Annotated in this window: 15 protein-coding genes; 3 read left to right on the forward strand and 12 right to left on the reverse strand. The window is 71.1% G+C overall.

Annotation, left to right across the window (positions count from 1 at the left end; all coding sequences use genetic code 11):
• Positions 1–31: 31 nt before the first annotated feature.
• Together AVMA1855_RS04090 and AVMA1855_RS04095 are read right to left on the reverse strand one after the other, a co-directional pair.
• Positions 32–3,313: a 3-keto-5-aminohexanoate cleavage protein gene (locus tag AVMA1855_RS04090; RefSeq protein WP_284424708.1), complete on the reverse strand. Its 3,282-nt coding sequence runs from the start codon at positions 3,311–3,313 to the stop codon at positions 32–34.
• A gap of 189 nt (positions 3,314–3,502) precedes the next feature.
• Positions 3,503–4,474, reverse strand: coding sequence for a LysR substrate-binding domain-containing protein (locus AVMA1855_RS04095; RefSeq protein ID WP_284424709.1), 972 nt, complete (start codon positions 4,472–4,474; stop codon positions 3,503–3,505).
• 153 nt (positions 4,475–4,627) lie between these two features.
• Here AVMA1855_RS04095 and AVMA1855_RS04100 point away from each other — a divergent pair, with 153 nt between their 5' ends.
• Entirely contained in the window at positions 4,628–5,383 is a 756-nt protein-coding gene (locus AVMA1855_RS04100) for a sulfite exporter TauE/SafE family protein (protein ID WP_284424710.1), read from the forward strand.
• A 50-nt stretch (positions 5,384–5,433) separates the two neighbouring features.
• On the opposite strand, the gene AVMA1855_RS04105 is transcribed toward AVMA1855_RS04100, so the two are convergent.
• Both AVMA1855_RS04105 and AVMA1855_RS04110 read right to left on the reverse strand, forming a co-directional pair.
• Positions 5,434–6,528: a BMP family ABC transporter substrate-binding protein gene (locus tag AVMA1855_RS04105; protein ID WP_284424711.1), complete on the reverse strand. Its 1,095-nt coding sequence runs from the start codon at positions 6,526–6,528 to the stop codon at positions 5,434–5,436.
• 258 nt (positions 6,529–6,786) lie between these two features.
• On the reverse strand, positions 6,787–7,686 hold the full coding sequence (locus AVMA1855_RS04110) for a LysR substrate-binding domain-containing protein (protein ID WP_284424712.1): 900 nt from the start codon (positions 7,684–7,686) through the stop codon (positions 6,787–6,789).
• 110 nt (positions 7,687–7,796) lie between these two features.
• Here AVMA1855_RS04110 and AVMA1855_RS04115 point away from each other — a divergent pair, with 110 nt between their 5' ends.
• Positions 7,797–8,195 carry a 4-oxalocrotonate tautomerase gene (locus AVMA1855_RS04115; protein ID WP_284424713.1) on the forward strand — a complete coding sequence of 133 codons (399 nt, stop codon included), beginning with the start codon at positions 7,797–7,799 and terminating at the stop codon, positions 8,193–8,195.
• A 46-nt stretch (positions 8,196–8,241) separates the two neighbouring features.
• On the opposite strand, the gene AVMA1855_RS04120 is transcribed toward AVMA1855_RS04115, so the two are convergent.
• From AVMA1855_RS04120 to AVMA1855_RS04150, 7 genes are all read right to left on the reverse strand, one after another.
• Positions 8,242–8,505, reverse strand: coding sequence for a hypothetical protein (locus AVMA1855_RS04120; RefSeq protein ID WP_284424714.1), 264 nt, complete (start codon positions 8,503–8,505; stop codon positions 8,242–8,244).
• Between the two features lie 82 nt (positions 8,506–8,587).
• Complete coding sequence (locus AVMA1855_RS04125) at positions 8,588–9,448, reverse strand: DUF429 domain-containing protein (protein ID WP_284424715.1); 861 nt, start codon at positions 9,446–9,448, stop codon at positions 8,588–8,590.
• 3 nt (positions 9,449–9,451) lie between these two features.
• On the reverse strand, positions 9,452–10,333 hold the full coding sequence (locus AVMA1855_RS04130; RefSeq protein ID WP_284424716.1) for an EamA family transporter: 882 nt from the start codon (positions 10,331–10,333) through the stop codon (positions 9,452–9,454).
• A 102-nt stretch (positions 10,334–10,435) separates the two neighbouring features.
• Entirely contained in the window at positions 10,436–10,858 is a 423-nt protein-coding gene (locus AVMA1855_RS04135) for a BLUF domain-containing protein (protein WP_284424717.1), read from the reverse strand.
• Between the two features lies 1 nt (position 10,859).
• Positions 10,860–11,585, reverse strand: coding sequence for a GTP cyclohydrolase I (gene folE / locus AVMA1855_RS04140; protein ID WP_272565459.1), 726 nt, complete (start codon positions 11,583–11,585; stop codon positions 10,860–10,862).
• Between the two features lie 120 nt (positions 11,586–11,705).
• Positions 11,706–12,926, reverse strand: coding sequence for a cardiolipin synthase ClsB (gene clsB / locus AVMA1855_RS04145; protein WP_284393791.1), 1,221 nt, complete (start codon positions 12,924–12,926; stop codon positions 11,706–11,708).
• Between the two features lie 20 nt (positions 12,927–12,946).
• Positions 12,947–13,687, reverse strand: coding sequence for an endonuclease/exonuclease/phosphatase family protein (locus tag AVMA1855_RS04150; RefSeq protein ID WP_284405500.1), 741 nt, complete (start codon positions 13,685–13,687; stop codon positions 12,947–12,949).
• A 130-nt stretch (positions 13,688–13,817) separates the two neighbouring features.
• Here AVMA1855_RS04150 and AVMA1855_RS04155 point away from each other — a divergent pair, with 130 nt between their 5' ends.
• Positions 13,818–15,557: a response regulator gene (locus AVMA1855_RS04155; RefSeq protein ID WP_284424718.1), complete on the forward strand. Its 1,740-nt coding sequence runs from the start codon at positions 13,818–13,820 to the stop codon at positions 15,555–15,557.
• 20 nt (positions 15,558–15,577) lie between these two features.
• Here AVMA1855_RS04155 and nudB read toward each other — a convergent pair whose 3' ends face one another.
• Positions 15,578–16,039, reverse strand: coding sequence for a dihydroneopterin triphosphate diphosphatase (gene nudB / locus AVMA1855_RS04160; protein ID WP_284424719.1), 462 nt, complete (start codon positions 16,037–16,039; stop codon positions 15,578–15,580).
• Between the last annotated feature and the right edge of the window lie 3 nt (positions 16,040–16,042).

The raw sequence follows: 16,042 nt of genomic DNA on the forward strand, positions 1-16,042 counted from the left end.
GTCTCCTTCGCGGATGCGGTGCGCCGCCGCATCAGGCGGCACCACCGGCCAGGGCCAGGTCCGCCGCGCGATCCCGGGCCGCGGACGCGGGGCGTGATGAGGAGCCATGCCGTGCGAAATGCTGGCGCAGCAGCATGTCGGCGCGCAGCGAGGCGGGAGCGGTCTGCAGCAGTGTCACCAGTTCGACCAGCGAAGCGGGCGCGCCTTCCAGGTAGCGGCGGATGGAGTGCCCGTCGTGCAGGCGGACGGGGTCTTCCCGCAGCACCACGCCCACCAGGCGGAGCAGCAGCTTCTTTTGCTCGCCCTTGCGCAAGATCCAGTGCGCGCTGCCGTAGCGGGACGCCTCGTCATCGCGGTGCGGCAGGAGCGGCGCCAGGCTCCAGAGCCCGTTGCCGCTGCCGCACAGGTAGTCCGGCGTGGTCGTGCCGGCCACGCTGCGCACATCGTTCAGCGCGGTGACGTCCACTGTGGGGGTACCGAGCACGGACAGGTTCACATCGCAGGCCGACGCGAACGACAGGGCGACGGAGCGGTTGAAGATTTCCTCCTGCTCCTGCACCGAATAGCCCAGCCGTTGCAGGTCCGCCCGGGCGGCGTTGTCGATCTGCTGGATGGTCGCGATGCCGGAACTGTGCGCCAGGAAATGCAGCCGCACCAGGTCTTCGATGCCCTGGAAAGAGAGCCGCCCCGCCGGCTGCCCGTCGCGGTTCAGCGGCCGGCCCGCCGCATCGCGCTCCACCAGCCCGGTGGCCGTCCAGGCCAGCGCCCGCGGCAACGCGACCAGCCGGGGCAGCACCACGCGCTCGTAGATGAGGCGGGACGAGTGGCTGACCACCTGCGCATGCGACTTCGTGTTGAGCGTGAAGCGGTTGTGCAGCATGCTGGATTCGATCAGCACGGTGCCGTCGGCATCGAGGCCCGCGTGCGCGATGCCGAGCACTTCGGCGGCGGCCTGCGTGCGCTCCAGGAACCGGGCAAACGTGGCCGTGAGCCCGGTGGAGAGCTTCAGCCCCTCCGGGTAGTGGGTGGTGGGCGTGCTCGGCAGGACGATCCATGCGCCGCGGGCGATGGCGCCCTGCACGGCCGCCACGTCCATGTCGATGGGCACCGCCAGGCCGCCGCTGCGCGGCGCGTCCCGGTACACCCGGATGCCGGCGCTCTTGGGCTCGGCCTCCGAATTGGCCCGCAGGGCCACCGCCCGCTCGTGGATGGCCTCGAACAGCACGGCCATGGCGGCGCTGTAGCCGGGCTCGCTGCGCACGGCGGTATGGACGATGTCGGTGCGGTCGTCCGTGTAGTGGCAAGGAATGGCGGTGAGGAATTCGAGAAACCGCACCTCCGGCCCCTTGAACTGCGCAGGCGGCACCTGGAAGGCATGGGGCGGCAGGCCCGCTTCGGCAGCCATGGCCTGCAGCGCCGCGTCCCACCGCCCGCCGGGGCGCTGGCGCTCGGCCAGCAACTCGCGCACGAAGTTCAGGGCCTGCAGCGGATAGACGTGCCGGAACGCCGCCGCACCTTCACGGGGATAGCGGTCCCGCTCCTCCACGAAAAAGCGCGCGTAGAGCCCATGGTCGCGCAGGGCCGCGAGCGCGAGGTCGCCCGCACCCGGTGCCTGCGGATCGGGCGGCAGGTGGTTGGCCGCGGCCTCCAGCGTGTCCAGGAACCGCGATTCCCGGGCCGCGTAGGCGGGCTGCAGCGGTGCCAGCGCCGCCAGCACGGCGCTGGCCATGGCCCGGGGGCGGTCCAGCGGCACGGTCGCGGCCAGCGGCTGCAGCCGGGCGATCGCGGCCTGCAGCAGCGCCACATCGGGGTGGGGCATGTCCAGCGCCACGCGCGTTTCCTCGGCCGTCAACACCGTGGCCCCCAGGGCCTGCAACTGCTCGCGCAGATAGCGCACCTGCTCCGCCGTGGTGCCGCGGCGCCAGCCGCCCGCCACCTCGGGATCCGGCACGTTCAAGGCATCTTCGAGGCCCACCCGCACGCCGTCGAGGGCCACAGCCAGGCGCGGCAGCAGCACGATCATCGGGCCGGGCACAAGGGCGGACACCTTGGCGCCGGGGCACTCCGCGCGGATGCGCGCCACCACTGGCCGCAGCCGCGCCACCGCCTGGGCCAGGGCCTGTTCGAAGGCCTCTGCAGAGCCCTCTGCCAGCAGGCGCAGGATGTCCTTGCGCTCTTGCACCGGCAGCAGGGAGTCGTCCTGCACCCCGCCCTCGGGCAGGCGCCGGTGCTGGTCCACCCCCACCACCAGAATGAACAGCACCGGCCCACCCACCGAACGCAGGCCGGGCTGATAGGGCCCCAGCGCACCGTCCAGGATTGCGCCGTTGAACACCTCCACCTCGAGCCGCACACCCCATTGCCGGCAGTGCGCGATCTGCGCCGCCAGGAAGGCCGGGGGGTTTTCATAGCCGCCCCCCGCCTGGAAGACCACCGGCCCGGGGCTGAAGGAGCCCATCTCCGGCGCGCGCTGCTGCGCACCATAGGCCCGCAGATGCACCCGGCGCACGGGGCTTTCGAAGTCGGCGGCGCCGCCCCGCACGCTGGTGGACAGGTTCAGGATGGCGGCAGGCGCCGCCTGGTGCAGGCGGGGCACGATCGCCGCGTACTGCGCTTCGTCGATGTGGTTGGCCTGCCGCCCCAGGCGCACCGGCACGGCCACCCCGGGCACGTGGACCGGGTGCTGGCCGCTGCAGTCCCGCGTGTGCAGGTGCACGATGGCGGCCCCCTCGCGCACGGCCGCCACGCTCTGCGCGACGATGGCTTCGGGTGCGATGGGCAGGTGCGGCGATGCGGTCCTGCCCGGATTCCAATGGCCTGCGCCGTGGTCGGCCCAGCCGCGCTCGCGCAGGGTGTCCAGCAGCTGCGGCGCCTCGGCCTGCAACGCGGCCACCAATGCGGGCGGCAGGTAGGTCTCGATCGTTTCCGCGCGCCATGCCAGATCGCCGGCGCCCGCCACGTCCCAACCCTGGAAGGTGAGCGTCAGCACCAGCTCGCGCGCCGTCTTCGCCGAGGCGATGCGGTGCAGGGCCACACCCGGCAGATGCCGGCGTGCCTCCACGTCGCCCAGGCGGCGGCCCGGCGCCTGGGGCCCGTCCGCCGCGCTGGCCACCTGCAGGGCGTCCAAGCTGTCGCAGATCCCCAGGCCGCCGGCCGGCACCGCCTCCCAGCCATCGGCGGCCAGCCGATGGGCCAGGCCCATGCCCTGGGCGTCCGCGGCCTCGATCGACCAGGCAGGCAGGAATTTCGGCTCCCGGGCCAGGGCTTGCTGTGGAACGGCGCCCACAGGCGCTGCCGTGATGAACATTCGCATCGACCTTCTCCCCTTGGTTTTTTCTGAACCCGCCGCGCGCCGCGGCCGGCGCATCGCGCGCCTGGCGGGCATGTCGGTGGCATTACAGCAATGCCCGGGGCGCCCGGAAACTATCCCTTCGGGTAGTTGCCAGACCGGCGCAGATGAAACCCAGGCCAGCGAGGAGCCCAGTGAGCGGCGTGCCCGGCGCTATGCCGCGTCGCCTGCCTGCGCTGCCGCCTGCCGGGCGCAGACCGCGCGCAGCGCCGCCACGAACAGCGATTGCTCTTCGTAGCGCGCGCCCTCGGTCCGCTGGAACAGCGTGATGGGCGGCAGCGTCCAGCCGAAGCGGTGGGCGACGATGCCCACGCCCGCGATGCGGGCCAGTTCCTCCGCGATGTCGGCGGGCACGATGGACACCGCTTTTTCGTTGGCCGCGATCAACTCGCCGATGAGCTTGGACGACAGGCTCTCGACGAACGGCGCGGGCGGCGCCACCCCTGCGCGCAGAAAGAAATCGGTGATCTGCTCGCGCATGGGCGTCTGGCGGGCGCCCAGAATCCACTCCAGCCGGGCCAGCTCCTGCCAGGCCAGGGGCTGGCGCCCCAGCCGCGCGGCGAGGCGGCGGTGGGTGATGAGGCGGGGCTCCTGGTGGTAGAGCACCTCGTGCGCGAGGCCCTGCATGTCGAGCACGGCCGACGCGCGGCCGATCACGCAGTCCAGTTCGTGCTGGCGCAGGCGCTCCAGCAGGCGGTCGCTGGTGCCTTCGTGGATGGTCACGGTCACCTGCAGGCCCTGCGGCCGCGTCTGGCCGATGGCGGCCGCCAGCAGCCGACCGGACACGAAGGGGATCACGCCCACCTGCAGGTGCGCGGCGCGGCCCAGGCCCACGGCCTCGATGTCGCGCACCCAATGGCCCAGGTCCTCCAGCATTGCCCGGGCCCGGGTGATGACGAGCTCCCCCAGCACCGTGGGCGCCATGCCGCGCGCGGAGCGGTGGAACAGCGCGCCGCCGAACATGGACTCCAGCTCGGCCAGCGCGTGCGTGACGGCCGGCTGGCTGGTCGCCATGCGATGCGACACGCGGGTCAGCGAGCCGTGCTCGGCAATCATGCGCAGCAGCACCAGGTGGCGCATCTTGAGCCGCGACGCGAGCCGGGCCTCCATCTCGGCAGGGGTCATTGAACGCTCCCAAAGCCATATCCATTGGCTTATGAGGCAATACTAAATGAGAAAGATTACCTCATGAGACTCCCCCACAATCGCAGCCCATGCGGCGGCGGCCTTGCGGGGCCGGACGCCTTTCGATCAAAAAAATGGAGGGAGAAGCGCGCAATGGAAACGATCTACTGGGTGGTGGGCATCGGGGCCGTGGTGGCCGGGTTCGTGCAGGGGCTGTCGGGCTTCGCGTTCGGCATGGTGGCCATGTCGTTCTGGGCCTGGACGCTGGAGCCGCGCCTGGCGGCGGCGCTGGCCGTGTTCGGGGCGCTCACCGGGCAGATCGTCGCGGCGGTGTCCGTGCGCCGCGGCTTCGACGTGCGCACGCTCGCGCCGTTCGTGCTGGGCGGGCTGCTGGGCATTCCGCTGGGCGTGGCGCTGCTGCCGCGCCTGGACATGGTGTGGTTCAAGACGCTGCTGGGCGCCCTGCTGGTGCTGTGGTGCCCGACCATGCTGATGGCCAAGCGCCTGCCGCGCATCCGCTCGGGTGGCCGCGTGGCCGATGGCGTCGTGGGGCTGGCCGGCGGCGTGATGGGCGGCATCGGCGGATTCACCGGCACGCTGCCCACGCTGTGGTGCATCCTGCGCGGCTACGAGAAGGACCAGCAGCGTGCCGTGATCCAGAACTTCAACCTGTCGATGCTGCTGGTCACCATGGGCACCTACCTGGGCACCGGCATGGTCACGCGTGACATGCTGCCGTTCTTCGCCATCGTGGCGCCGGCGATGCTGGTGCCCACGCTGCTCGGCACGCGGCTGTACATCGGTCTGAGCGACGTGGCCTTCCGGCAGATCGTGCTGGGCCTGCTCACCGCGTCGGGCGTGGCCCTGCTGGCCTCGTCGCTGCCGCAGCTGGTGGCGCGCCACCTGTAGCGGCCGAAAGAGAGAGGACGGCCCCTCGCCAAGGCCCCTTTCCGCCCTTTTCAGCGCTGCACGCCCTCGACCAGCCAGTTCATCTGCAGGATCTGCGCATCGCCGAGGGTCTGGCCCGCGGCGATGACCTCGCGGCCGGTGTTGTCGCGCACGGGCGTCGCGCCCGCGCGGAACGGGTGGAAGCGCCCCTTGGCGATGTCTTCCTGGCGTGCCAGCACCTCGGCCTTCACGGCCGGCGGCACCTTGCTGCCGAAACCCTCGACGCGGATCATGCCCTCGCGCACGCCGCCCCAGAGGTTGCCGCTTTTCCACGTGCCCTGCGCCACGGCGCGCACGCGTTCGGTGTAGTAGCCGCCCCACTGGTGCGTGACGGCGAGGATCTGCGCGTCCGGCCCCATGCGACGCATGTCGGAGTGGTAGCCGATCGCGAGCTTGCCGCGCTCCTGGGCCGCGGCCATCACCGCCGTGGAGCCGGTGTGGAAAGCCACCACATCCACGTTCTGGTTGAACAGCGCCATGGCCGCATCGCGCTCCTTGGGCGGGTCGAACCACACGTCCAGCCACACGAGCTTGACCGTGGCCTGGGGGTTGACCGAGCGCAGGCCCAGCGTGAACGCATTGATGCCCTGCAGCACCTCGGGGATGGGAAAGCCGGCCACGTAGCCCGCCACGTTGGTGCGCGTCATGCGCCCGGCGGCGACGCCGGCCAGGTAGCGGCCCTCGTAGTAGCGGGCGTTGGCCGTGGCCACGTTGGGCGCGGTCTGGTAGCCGGTGATGGATTCGAACTTCACGCCGGGATAGTCCCGCGCCACCCGCAGCGTGGGCTCCATGTAGCCGAAGCTGGGCGTGAAGATGATCTGGTGCCCCGTGGCGGCCAAGTCGCGGATGACGCGCTCGGCATCCGCGCCTTCGGCCACGTTCTCCACGAACGTGGTACGCACGCGGCCGCCCAAGGCGGCCTCGACGGCCTTGCGGCCCTCGTCGTGCTGGCGCGTCCAGCCCGCTTCGGTGATGGGCGAGACATAGACGAAGCCGGCCTTCACCACGGCCGAGGGGACGGTCTGGGCGGTCTGGCCGGTTTGGGAAAAGGCGGGGGAAAGCCAACAGCAAGCGGCCACGAGCGTGGCTGCGAGGTTTTTGTACATGGTGGTCCTCTACATGGTCCCGGGGGATGGAAACGCGAAAGGTGGCCGGGACAGCCGCCTTTCGGGGAGCGCGATTGTAGTCAGCCGGCCCGGCCCGCGTGCCGGCAGGGCCATGCGGGCGGGCGCGCCTGCGGCCATCCGGGCCGAGACCTGCGCGGGCCGCCCTTCAATGATTGGGGGCGAAAAGTGCCTCTAGCACAATTGGAACTAGGGCATATCGCTATATTTTTAATAGCAATCCGCACGGACGTGCGGGGATCAGCCAAAGCCCGCCGCCAGCACCCCGCGCGCCTCGCGCACGAAGTCCGACTCCCCGGCCCGGGGCGGCAGCAGATAAAAGCCCGCCTGCGGCAAGGCCGGCAGGCCGTGCGGCGCCGGCAGCACCCGCACGCCGGGGCACAGCGCCGAGGCATTGAGGCAGGCCACGCCCAGGCCCGCGGCCAGCGCCGACTGCAGCCCCGCCACGCCCGAGGCCAGCAGCGCGATGCGGTAAGGCACCCGGCGGCGTTCCAGCAGCGCCACGGTGAACTGGTGCAGCGAACAGCTGTCGGGCAGCGCGAGCAGGCGCAGCGGCTCGCCCCGCACGCGCGTGACGCCGGGGGCGGCCATCCAGTGCAGGGCCTCCTGGCGCAGCAGCGACGCCTTCGCCGTGGCGGCATTGGCGGCAGGCCGTGCGCGGGCCGCGCCGGCCGTCGTGCGCGCGGCGGGCAAGGCCATGGTCAGCCCCACGTCAAACTCGCCGCCGGCATAGCCCGCTTCGACCAGCCCGCTTTTCTGCACCGTGACCTGCAGCCGCACCTGCGGGTACTGCGCCTCCACCCGCGCCAGCAGGCCCGCCAGATCGGCCGGGCGGAAGTAATCGGTGACCCCGAGCCGCAGCGTGCCCTGCAGCGCCACGCCGTGCAGATCGCGCCAGGCCGCTTCGCTCAGCGCGAGCAGCTGGCGCGCATGGCCCAGCAGCCGCTCGCCCGCCGCCGTGGGCGCCACGCCGGCCTTGGAGCGCAGCAGCAGCGACTGGCCGGCCTGCTCTTCGAGCTTGCGCAACTGTTCGCTGACGGCCGACTGCGACAGGAAAACCCGCGGCGCGCCGGCCGTGAGGCTGCCCGCGTCGATCACGGCGGCGAAGGTGCGAAGCTGGTCGAGGGGAAAGGCGTGCATGGTCCAGAAGATCCAACGGCAAAACCGATGGATGGTATCCATGAATCCCGATTTTCAGGAAAACGGATGCGGCGAAAAATCTCGGCATCCTTTCAACGAGCACCCGCACCATGCCCCACATCGCCATCCACCTGTCCGGCCCCGCCGATGCCGCCCTGGCCCGCCGCGCGACCGCCGCCGTCGCCGACATCACCCAGAACGTGCTGGGCAAGGCCCTACCCGTGATCGCCACCACGGTGCAGTTCATCGCGGCCGACCAATGGTTCATCGGGGGCGTCTCGCTGGCCGAGTTGGGCCAGACCGCCTTCCACCTGGACATCAGCATCACCGACGAGACCAACACCAAGGCGGAGAAGGCGCGCTACCTGCGCGAGATCCATGCCGCTTTCGCCGGCCTGATGCCCCGCCTGCACGAGGTGAGCTACATCCACCTGATCGATGCCCGCGCGGCCGCCTACGGCTACGGTGGGCGCAGCCAGGAATGGCGGCACCAGCAGGCCGGCGTGTAGCGGCGCGGGCTCGGCGCAGGGCCTGCCACGCCCTGCGGCGGCGCCGTCAGCGCATCGGGATGACGAACACCCGGCGGCGCGCCTCGCAGCCCGGGCCGTCGTAAGGTGTGCTGTCGCGCTCCCAGCCCGGCCCTGGCGACACCTGGGCGCAGACGCGCTTGCCGTCGACCTTGCTGCGCCAGAAGTACCACGGCGCGGGCGCGGCCCCCGCAGTGCCGGCCAGGCATGCGGCTGCCAGCAGCGCGGCGCCGCAACGCAGGGCGAAGGCGCCGGCCGGGCGGGTGCGGAAATCGGGAAGCGACGAAGTCATGGCGTGTCTTTGACATGGCTGTTGAGCATGGACGGGTCGCGGCCTGCGGCGCCGCCCCGTTGCCATTGTGAGGGCCCGGGCCTCAATCCACGGGCGCCGAGACGATCCAGCCCTCCAGCGGGTCCAGCCCCGGCGGCAGGCCGTACAGCGCATCGCCCTGCTGGTGGCGCTGCTCCGCCCAGGCGGCCTGCACCAGGCACAGCACCGCGTCCAGGCGGTCGCCGCTGGCGTCGTCCACCAGCGCATCGCGCTGCGCGTGCGTGAGCTTGAGCCGCAGTCCCAGCCGGGTGGCGCCGTTCTCCAGCGCCGTGACCAGGTCCTTGCGGGCGATGAGGCGGTCGGGCGTCTGCTTGGCGCGGTCGTCGCTCTTGTAGCTGCGCCGGGCCAGGATCTCGCGCGCCAGCAGGCCGGGGTAGGCCTCCAGCGCCACGCGGGCCGGATCGCCCGCATGCAGGCCGGGCAGGTGCACGCCGGCATCCAGCAGCAGCGGCACGCCCGCGTGCAGCATGTAGGCGACGGGCGGGTTGACCCACTTCATCGACGGGCTGGAGCCCGCCGGCCCGTCAGCGGCCCGGTGGGCGAACTTGGCGCCCGCCGGGCGCGCATCGCAGAACGCCGCGAAGGTGTCGCGGATCTGCGCGCGGCTCAGGCCGCGGTAGTGCTGCATGCTGGCATGCCAGGTGAGCGGCCAGCCCAGGTGCGCCAGCAGCTCGCGCGGCAGGCCGAACGGCAGGTCGAACCCGCCCACCCAGGTGCGCGACTCGGCCAGCCAGCGGCCGAAGCCCGCCAGCGTGTCGAAGGTCTCCAGCCCCGAAAGCACCACGCGTGTCCCGGCCAGTTGCCCGCTGGCGACCACGATGGGTTTGCGCCGGCTGGGACTGCTGGAGAAATCGCAGCCGATCAGCATCGGCAGCGGCGGCACGGCGCTGGCACCCGCATCCATGCCCTACCCCAGCGCCAGGGCGGTGACGCCCGCTGCGATCAGCACCGCGCCCGCGATGCGCGCGGCCCGGTCGCCCTCGCCCAGCAGGTGGCCGCCGATGAGGGCGGCGAACAGCATCGACACCTCGCGCGCCGGCGCCACGTGCGACAGCGGGGCCTCCTGCATGGCGTACAGCACCAGCACGTAGGCCACCGGACTCACCGCCGCCACCAGCAGGGCGAAGCGCCACTGCACGCGCCAGAGCACGCGCGCGGCCGGCAGGTCGCGCAGCACCACGGGCGCGAGCACCGCCACCCGCACGAAGTTGCCCATGTAGTCCACGAGGATGGGCGACATGCGCAGTACCTTCACCGCGTAGCCGTCCACCACCGTGTAGCTGGCGATGAACGCGCCGGTGAGCACGCCGTAGCGGATGCCCGCATGCACCCGCTGCCGCGCGGCCGGATCATGCGCGGCGCGCAGCAGCGCGGGGCCGCCGGCGATGAGGAACACTCCGCCCACCACACCAGCGATGCCCAGGCCCCCGAGCAGCGAGATCTGCTCGCCCAGGAACGTGATCGCGACGAGCGACGACATCAGCGGCCCCGAGCCGCGCGCAAGCGGGTACACCACGGTCAGGTCGGCCTGGCGGTAGCCGCGCAGCAAGATGACGTAGTACGCCACGTGCAGCAGCCCGCTGGCCACGACGAAGCCCCATTCCTTGGCGCCCCATTCGGGCACGGCATCGCCCCCGAGCCACCAGCCCAGCGGCGCCCAGCCCAACATCATCAGCACCGAGGTGAAGAAGGCAAAGCGCGAATCGCCGCCCGCTTTCTTGGCCGCGATGTTCCAGCACGCGTGGATGAGTCCGGCCAGCAGGATGAGCGCGAAGGCGTTGAAGGTCACGGCGCTGAAAAAAGGGAGAGGAAGCCTGAATGCAGAAGGCCGCAGCGCATGGCGCCTGCGGCCTCGGGGGACGGGTGGGTGACAGAGGGAAGGCAGGCCCGCCTAGGCGCGGCCGATGATGGACGCCGTGGCCATCAGTTCTTCCAGCAGCGCGAACGACACGCGGCCCGAAACCGAGTACGGGTCCAACTCGGGCTTTTCGGAGTATTTGAGCAAGATGGAGTGGTTGATCCGGGTCAGGTTGACCTGGCCCATGGTCCAGCCGCCGAAGCGGCGCTCCTGGATCTCCTCGAAGTGCAGCAGTTCCACGTCCTTGTGCCGCGGGTCCTTCTGGATGTGGCCGTACAGGGCGCTCACCGCGGAGCGGCCGCCCTCGATCGCCTGCAGGAACACGCCCCCGCCGTAGCAGAGCACGCCGGTGATGCCGCAGGTGGGGTTGTGCTGGCGCGACTGGCTGAGGATGGCTTCGATGGCGTCGGGCGAGGTGTCGACGGCGCGGCTGGCGTAAAGCAGTCGGACGAGCATGTCAGTTCCTTCCGGGAATGAGCGAGAGGAATTCGCGGCGCAGGGCCGGGTCCTTCAGGAACACGCCACGCATGACCGAGTTGAGCATCTTGCTGTCCATCTCGCGCACGCCGCGCCAGGACATGCAGAAGTGGCTGGCCTCCATCACGATGGCCAGGCCGTCGGGCTGGGTCTTTTCCATGATGAGGTCGGCCAGCTGCACCACGGCCTCTTCCTGGATCTGGGGGCGGCCCATGACCCAGTCCACCAGCCGCGCGTATTTGGACAGGCCGATGACGTTGGTGTGCTCGTTGGGCAGCACGCCGATCCAGATCTTGCCCATCACGGGGCAGAAGTGGTGGCTGCAGGCGCTGCGCACGGTGATCGGGCCGACGATCATCAGCTCGTTCAGGTGCTCGGCGTTGGGGAACTCGGTGATGGCCGGCTGCTGCGCGTAGCGGCCCTTGAAGACCTCGTTGAGGTACATCTTGGCCACGCGCCGCGCGGTGTTCTGGGTGTTGTGGTCGGTGGCCGTGTCGATGACCAGGCTGTCGAGCACGCCCTGCATCTTGGCCTCGACCTCGTCGAGCAGCAGTTCCAGCTCGCCGGGCTCGATGAACTCGGCAATGTTGTCGTTCGCATTGAAGCGCTTGCGTGCCGCGGCCAGCCGTTCGCGGATTTTGACGGAAACGGGCGTGCCCTCTTCGGGCGGCGCGTCGTTCGATTCGGCGGCGAGTTGTCTGAACATGGGCGGCATCGTACCAGCGAATGCCCGTCCCGGCTTGCCGAGTGTTTTTGGCCCCCAGCGCATATTCCTCTAGGGCGTATAGCTATAAAAATAATAGCGTCAAACCCAAGCCGCACCGGCTCAGTAGCGGTTGCCGGTCACCCAGAGCGCGGCGCGCATGATGGCGAAGGCGATGCGGTCCAGCGCGCGCTGGCGCCAGGGGCGCTCGGCGTAGGCGCGCGGGTCCATGCGCTGGCCGGCATGCTCCATGGCGTGCACCAGGCGTTCGCGCAGGTCGGCGGCGAAGCCCGCGTCCTCGATCACCACGTTGGCCTCGCGCGCCAGCAGCAGCGACAGCGGGTCGAGGTTGGACGAGCCCACGGTCGCCCAGGGGTGTTCGCCCAGCGCATCGACCACCGCCACCTTGGCGTGCAGGAAGCTGGGCGAATACTCGTGGATCTCCACGCCGGCCTTCAGCAGCGCGCCGTACACGGGCCGGGCAGCGTGGTACTGCATGAAGTATTCGTAGCGCCCCTGCAGCAGCAGGCGCACGCGCACGCCGCGGCGCGCGGCCAGCACCAGCGCGCGGCGCAGCTTGCCGCCGGGCACGAAATAGGCATTGGCGATGATGATTTCGTGCCGCGCGTTGGCGATGGCGCGGCGGTAGGCGCGTTCGATGCGGCTGCGGTTGCGCAGGTTGTCGCGCAGCACCAGCGCGGCCCGCATGCGGGGGCCCGCGTCGTCCGCGTCCTCCTGCGCGCGCCGGGCCTGGGCGGCCGCGCGCAGGTCGCGCAGCGCATCGGCCAGGCGGTGGCGGCGCGCGTCGCGCACCGCCTTGAGCCGCCACCACACGTGCTGCATGGCCTCGTCGGCCTGCTCCACCAGCCGGCCCTCGGCACGCACCGCGAAATCGAAGCGCGGGGCTTCCAGCACGCCGTGGTTGGGGTCGTGCAGGTCGTCCAGCACGTTGATGCCGCCGCAAAACAGCACGCAGCCGTCCACCACGCACAGCTTGCGGTGCAGCCGGCGCCAGCGGTGGGGCAGCAGCAGGCCCAGCGTGCCGACCGGCGAATACACCTGCATCTGCACGCCCGCGGCCTGGAAGCGCTCGGGCCACGGGCCGGGCAGCGAGCCGGTGCCCACGCCGTCCACCACCAGGTGCACGCGCACGCCGCGTTCGGCCGCGCGCACCAGCGCCTCGGCAATGCCGGCGCCCGTGCCGGTGCAGTCGAAGATGTAGGTCTCGAACTGGATGTCGGACGTGGCGGCGTCCATGTCGGCCACGAGGGCCGCGAACAGCTCCTCGGACCCCTGCAGCAAGCGGACGCGGTGGTCCGCGCCGAGCACGGCGGCATGCGACATGGCTCAAAGCCCCCCGCGGCTCACAGGCGGAACTCGGCGATGAGCGGCAGGTGGTCCGACATGCGCCACCAGATGCGCCCGCGCGGCACGTGCAGGCCGAGCGGCGTGAGCCCGCGCACGTACACGTGGTCGAGCTGCACCATGGGCAGGCGGGCCGGGTAGGTGAAGGTGCGGGGCGCCTCCTCGTACTCGTACAGCCCGCAGGCCGCCAGCGCACGCTTGACCTGCAGGCCCCAGTCGTTGAAATCGCCCGCCACCACCAGCGGCTCGTCCGGCGGCACCTCGCGGGCGATGAAACGCTGCAACTGCGCCACCTGGCGCACGCGGCTGCCGGGGATCAGGCCCAGGTGCACCACGATGGCATGCACGCGGCGGCCGTGGATCTCGACCTCCACGTGCAGCAGGCCGCGCTGCTCGAAGCGGTGGTCGGAGATGTCCTCGTGCCGGTGCCCGATCACGGGCCAACGCGACAGCAGCGCATTGCCGTGCTCGCCATGGCGGGTGACGGCATTGGTGCGGTACACCGCCTCGTAGCCCTCGGGCGCCAGGAACTCGGCCTGGGGCATGTCGGGCCAGCGCTGGAAGTACTGCTGTTCGCGGCGGTGCATCTTGCGCACCTCCTGCAGGCACACGATGTCGGCGTCGAGCTGCTCGACGGCATGCCCCAGGTTGTGGATCTCGAGGCGGCGGGCCGGGCCCAGGCCCTGCACCCCCTTGTGGATGTTGTAGGTGGCGACGCGCAGGATGTCGGAGGGGTCCATGGCGCGATTGTGTCGCAGCCGCGCGTCGTTCCGGTGTCAGCCGGCGGGAAGGGCCTTTTTTCCACCCTCTGGCCGGCGCCGCGCGCCCTACACTGTGCTCTTTGCTCACCGGGACGCGCGCCGCACCGCCATGGCCACCGCCAAAGAACCAGACTCCACGGAATCCCAGGCGCTGGTGATCGACAGCAACGCGACCTCGCGCAGCATCCTGGTGGCGCAGTTGCGCGAATACGGCATCCACCGCGTGGTGCAGTGCAGCAGGGTGCAGGACGCACGCAGCCGGCTGGAGCACACCGTGTTCGACTACGTGCTGTGCGAGCAGTATTTCGCCGAATCCGGGCAGTCCGGCCAGACGCTGCTGGACGACCTGCGGCGCGCCCAGATGCTGCCATTTTCCACCGTGTTCTTCATGGTCACCGCCGAGGCCTCCTACGCCGCGGTGGCCGAGGCGGCCGAATCCGCGCTGGACGGCTACCTGCTCAAGCCCTTCACACCCAGCGCGCTGTTCGAGCGGCTGGGCCTGGCGCGCCTGCGCAAGACCCACCTGCGCCCGATCTTCGATGCCATCGGGCGGGAGGACTTCGAGGCCGCCGCGCAGCTGTGCGTGGAGCGCTTCGAGGCGCGCAAGCCCTACTGGCTGTATGCCGCGCGCATCGGCACCGAGCTGCTGCTGCGCCTGGCGCGGCACGACGAGGCCCGCACCCTGTTCGAGGCGGTGATCGAGGCGCGCGCCCTGCCCTGGGCCAAGCTGGGGGTGGCGCGGGCGCAGATCGAGTCCGGCCAGGCGCCGCGGGCCATCACCACCTTGCAGGGCCTGATCGGGGAGGACGCCTCGTTCGCCGACGCCTACGACGTGCTCGGGCGCGCGCAGGTCGAGATGGGCCATTTCGAGGACGCCATGGCCACCTACCGCACGGCCAGCGGCCTCACGCCGGACTCGGTGGTGCGGCTGCAAAAGCTCGGCATGATGGCCCACTACATGGGCGACCGCGAAACGGCGGCCAAGGCCCTGTCGCGCGCCGCGGTGCTGGGCATCGACTCCAAGCTGTTCGACTACCAGTCGCTGGTGCTGTTGGCCTTCGCGCACTTCACGGGCAACGACCGCAAGGGCCTGGAGCGCTGCATGGCCGACTTCGTGCGCATCCTGGAGCGCCATGGCGACAGCCGCCGCGTGCAGCGCTTCAGCGAAATCGTGGCGGCGCTGCAGCAGATCCAGCAGCGCCAGTTCGCCCAGGCCGTGGCGGGGGTGCGCGCCATGGCGCGCGAGATCGGCATCGGCGAATTCGACTACGAAGCCGCCTGCAACCTGAGCAGCCTGCTGGCCGTGCTGGCCGCCACCTCCATCGACCTGCAGGAGGGGCCGGCGTGGGTCACCGCCATCGGCATGCGCTACGCCAACACGCGCGGCCTGTGCGAGCTGATGGCCAATGCCTGCCTGGTCCACCCCGACTACTCGGACATCGTGCGCGGCTGCCTGCTCCAGATCAACAAGGCCGCCGAGAACGCGGTGGCGCTCAGCCTGTCGGGCGACCCCGGCGGCGCGGTGGCGCAACTGCTGGACGCCGCCGGCACCACGCTCAACACCAAGCTGCTGGACCTGGCGCAGCAGATGCTGACCCGGCACGCCGCCCGCATCGACGACGCTGCGGCGCGGCAGGCGGCCATCGACGCCCTGCGCTCGCGCTGCGGCCCGACCACGCCGCGCGCCGTGCTGGGCCAGGCCACCGAAAGAAAGCCGGGCGAGCTGGTGCTGCGCACGTCCAGCGCCGCCAGCACGCCCGCCGCCACGCCCTCCTCGCCTTCGTCACCCGCCTCGCCACTGCCCGAACCGGCCGATCTCGCGGCGGTGCTGCGCCTGCGGCCGATGTAGCACTGGCCAGGAGGCCGCGGTCAGGCCGGCGGCACGAACCGGGGCAGCATCAGGCAGGCCTCGGCATTGGAGGGGGAGAAACAGGCCAGCGCCGCATCGCGCCAAGGCAGCCAGCGCCACGCCACGTGCTCGCGCGGGCTCAGCACCACCGGCGTGCCCTCTGGGACGCACAGGCCGAACAGCCGCTCGCGGTTGCGCACCACGCCCGGCGCATAGCGATGCAGCCACTGCGGCCAGATGTCGTAGACGTTTTCAAGCGCCCAGTCGGTCAGCGCGCAGCCGGGGGCGCGGGCATCGATGCCCGTTTCCTCGCGCACTTCGCGCACCGCTGCATCCTCGAAGGGCTCCTCGGGCCAGTCCTTGCTGCCGGTGACCGACTGCCAGTGGTCGCCACCGCCCGCCCGGTGGATCAGCAACACGTCCAGTGCCGGGGTGTGGACCACCACCAGCACCGACTCGGGGATCTTGAACGCGCCCGGCAACGG

The sequence above is a fragment of the Acidovorax sp. SUPP1855 genome (assembly GCF_030158955.1).
GTDB lineage: Bacteria > Pseudomonadota > Gammaproteobacteria > Burkholderiales > Burkholderiaceae_C > Paracidovorax.

Coding starts and splice junctions, on each gene's coding strand:
- AVMA1855_RS04090 (WP_284424708.1), bottom strand. CDS start 3,313: ATGCGAATGTTCATCACGGCAGCGCCTGTGGGCGCCGTTCCACAGCAA.
- AVMA1855_RS04095 (WP_284424709.1), bottom strand. CDS start 4,474: ATGACCCCTGCCGAGATGGAGGCCCGGCTCGCGTCGCGGCTCAAGATG.
- AVMA1855_RS04100 (WP_284424710.1), top strand. CDS start 4,628: ATGGAAACGATCTACTGGGTGGTGGGCATCGGGGCCGTGGTGGCCGGG.
- AVMA1855_RS04105 (WP_284424711.1), bottom strand. CDS start 6,528: ATGTACAAAAACCTCGCAGCCACGCTCGTGGCCGCTTGCTGTTGGCTT.
- AVMA1855_RS04110 (WP_284424712.1), bottom strand. CDS start 7,686: ATGCACGCCTTTCCCCTCGACCAGCTTCGCACCTTCGCCGCCGTGATC.
- AVMA1855_RS04115 (WP_284424713.1), top strand. CDS start 7,797: ATGCCCCACATCGCCATCCACCTGTCCGGCCCCGCCGATGCCGCCCTG.
- AVMA1855_RS04120 (WP_284424714.1), bottom strand. CDS start 8,505: ATGACTTCGTCGCTTCCCGATTTCCGCACCCGCCCGGCCGGCGCCTTC.
- AVMA1855_RS04125 (WP_284424715.1), bottom strand. CDS start 9,448: ATGGATGCGGGTGCCAGCGCCGTGCCGCCGCTGCCGATGCTGATCGGC.
- AVMA1855_RS04135 (WP_284424717.1), bottom strand. CDS start 10,858: ATGCTCGTCCGACTGCTTTACGCCAGCCGCGCCGTCGACACCTCGCCC.
- folE (WP_272565459.1), bottom strand. CDS start 11,585: ATGTTCAGACAACTCGCCGCCGAATCGAACGACGCGCCGCCCGAAGAG.
- clsB (WP_284393791.1), bottom strand. CDS start 12,926: ATGTCGCATGCCGCCGTGCTCGGCGCGGACCACCGCGTCCGCTTGCTG.
- AVMA1855_RS04150 (WP_284405500.1), bottom strand. CDS start 13,687: ATGGACCCCTCCGACATCCTGCGCGTCGCCACCTACAACATCCACAAG.
- AVMA1855_RS04155 (WP_284424718.1), top strand. CDS start 13,818: ATGGCCACCGCCAAAGAACCAGACTCCACGGAATCCCAGGCGCTGGTG.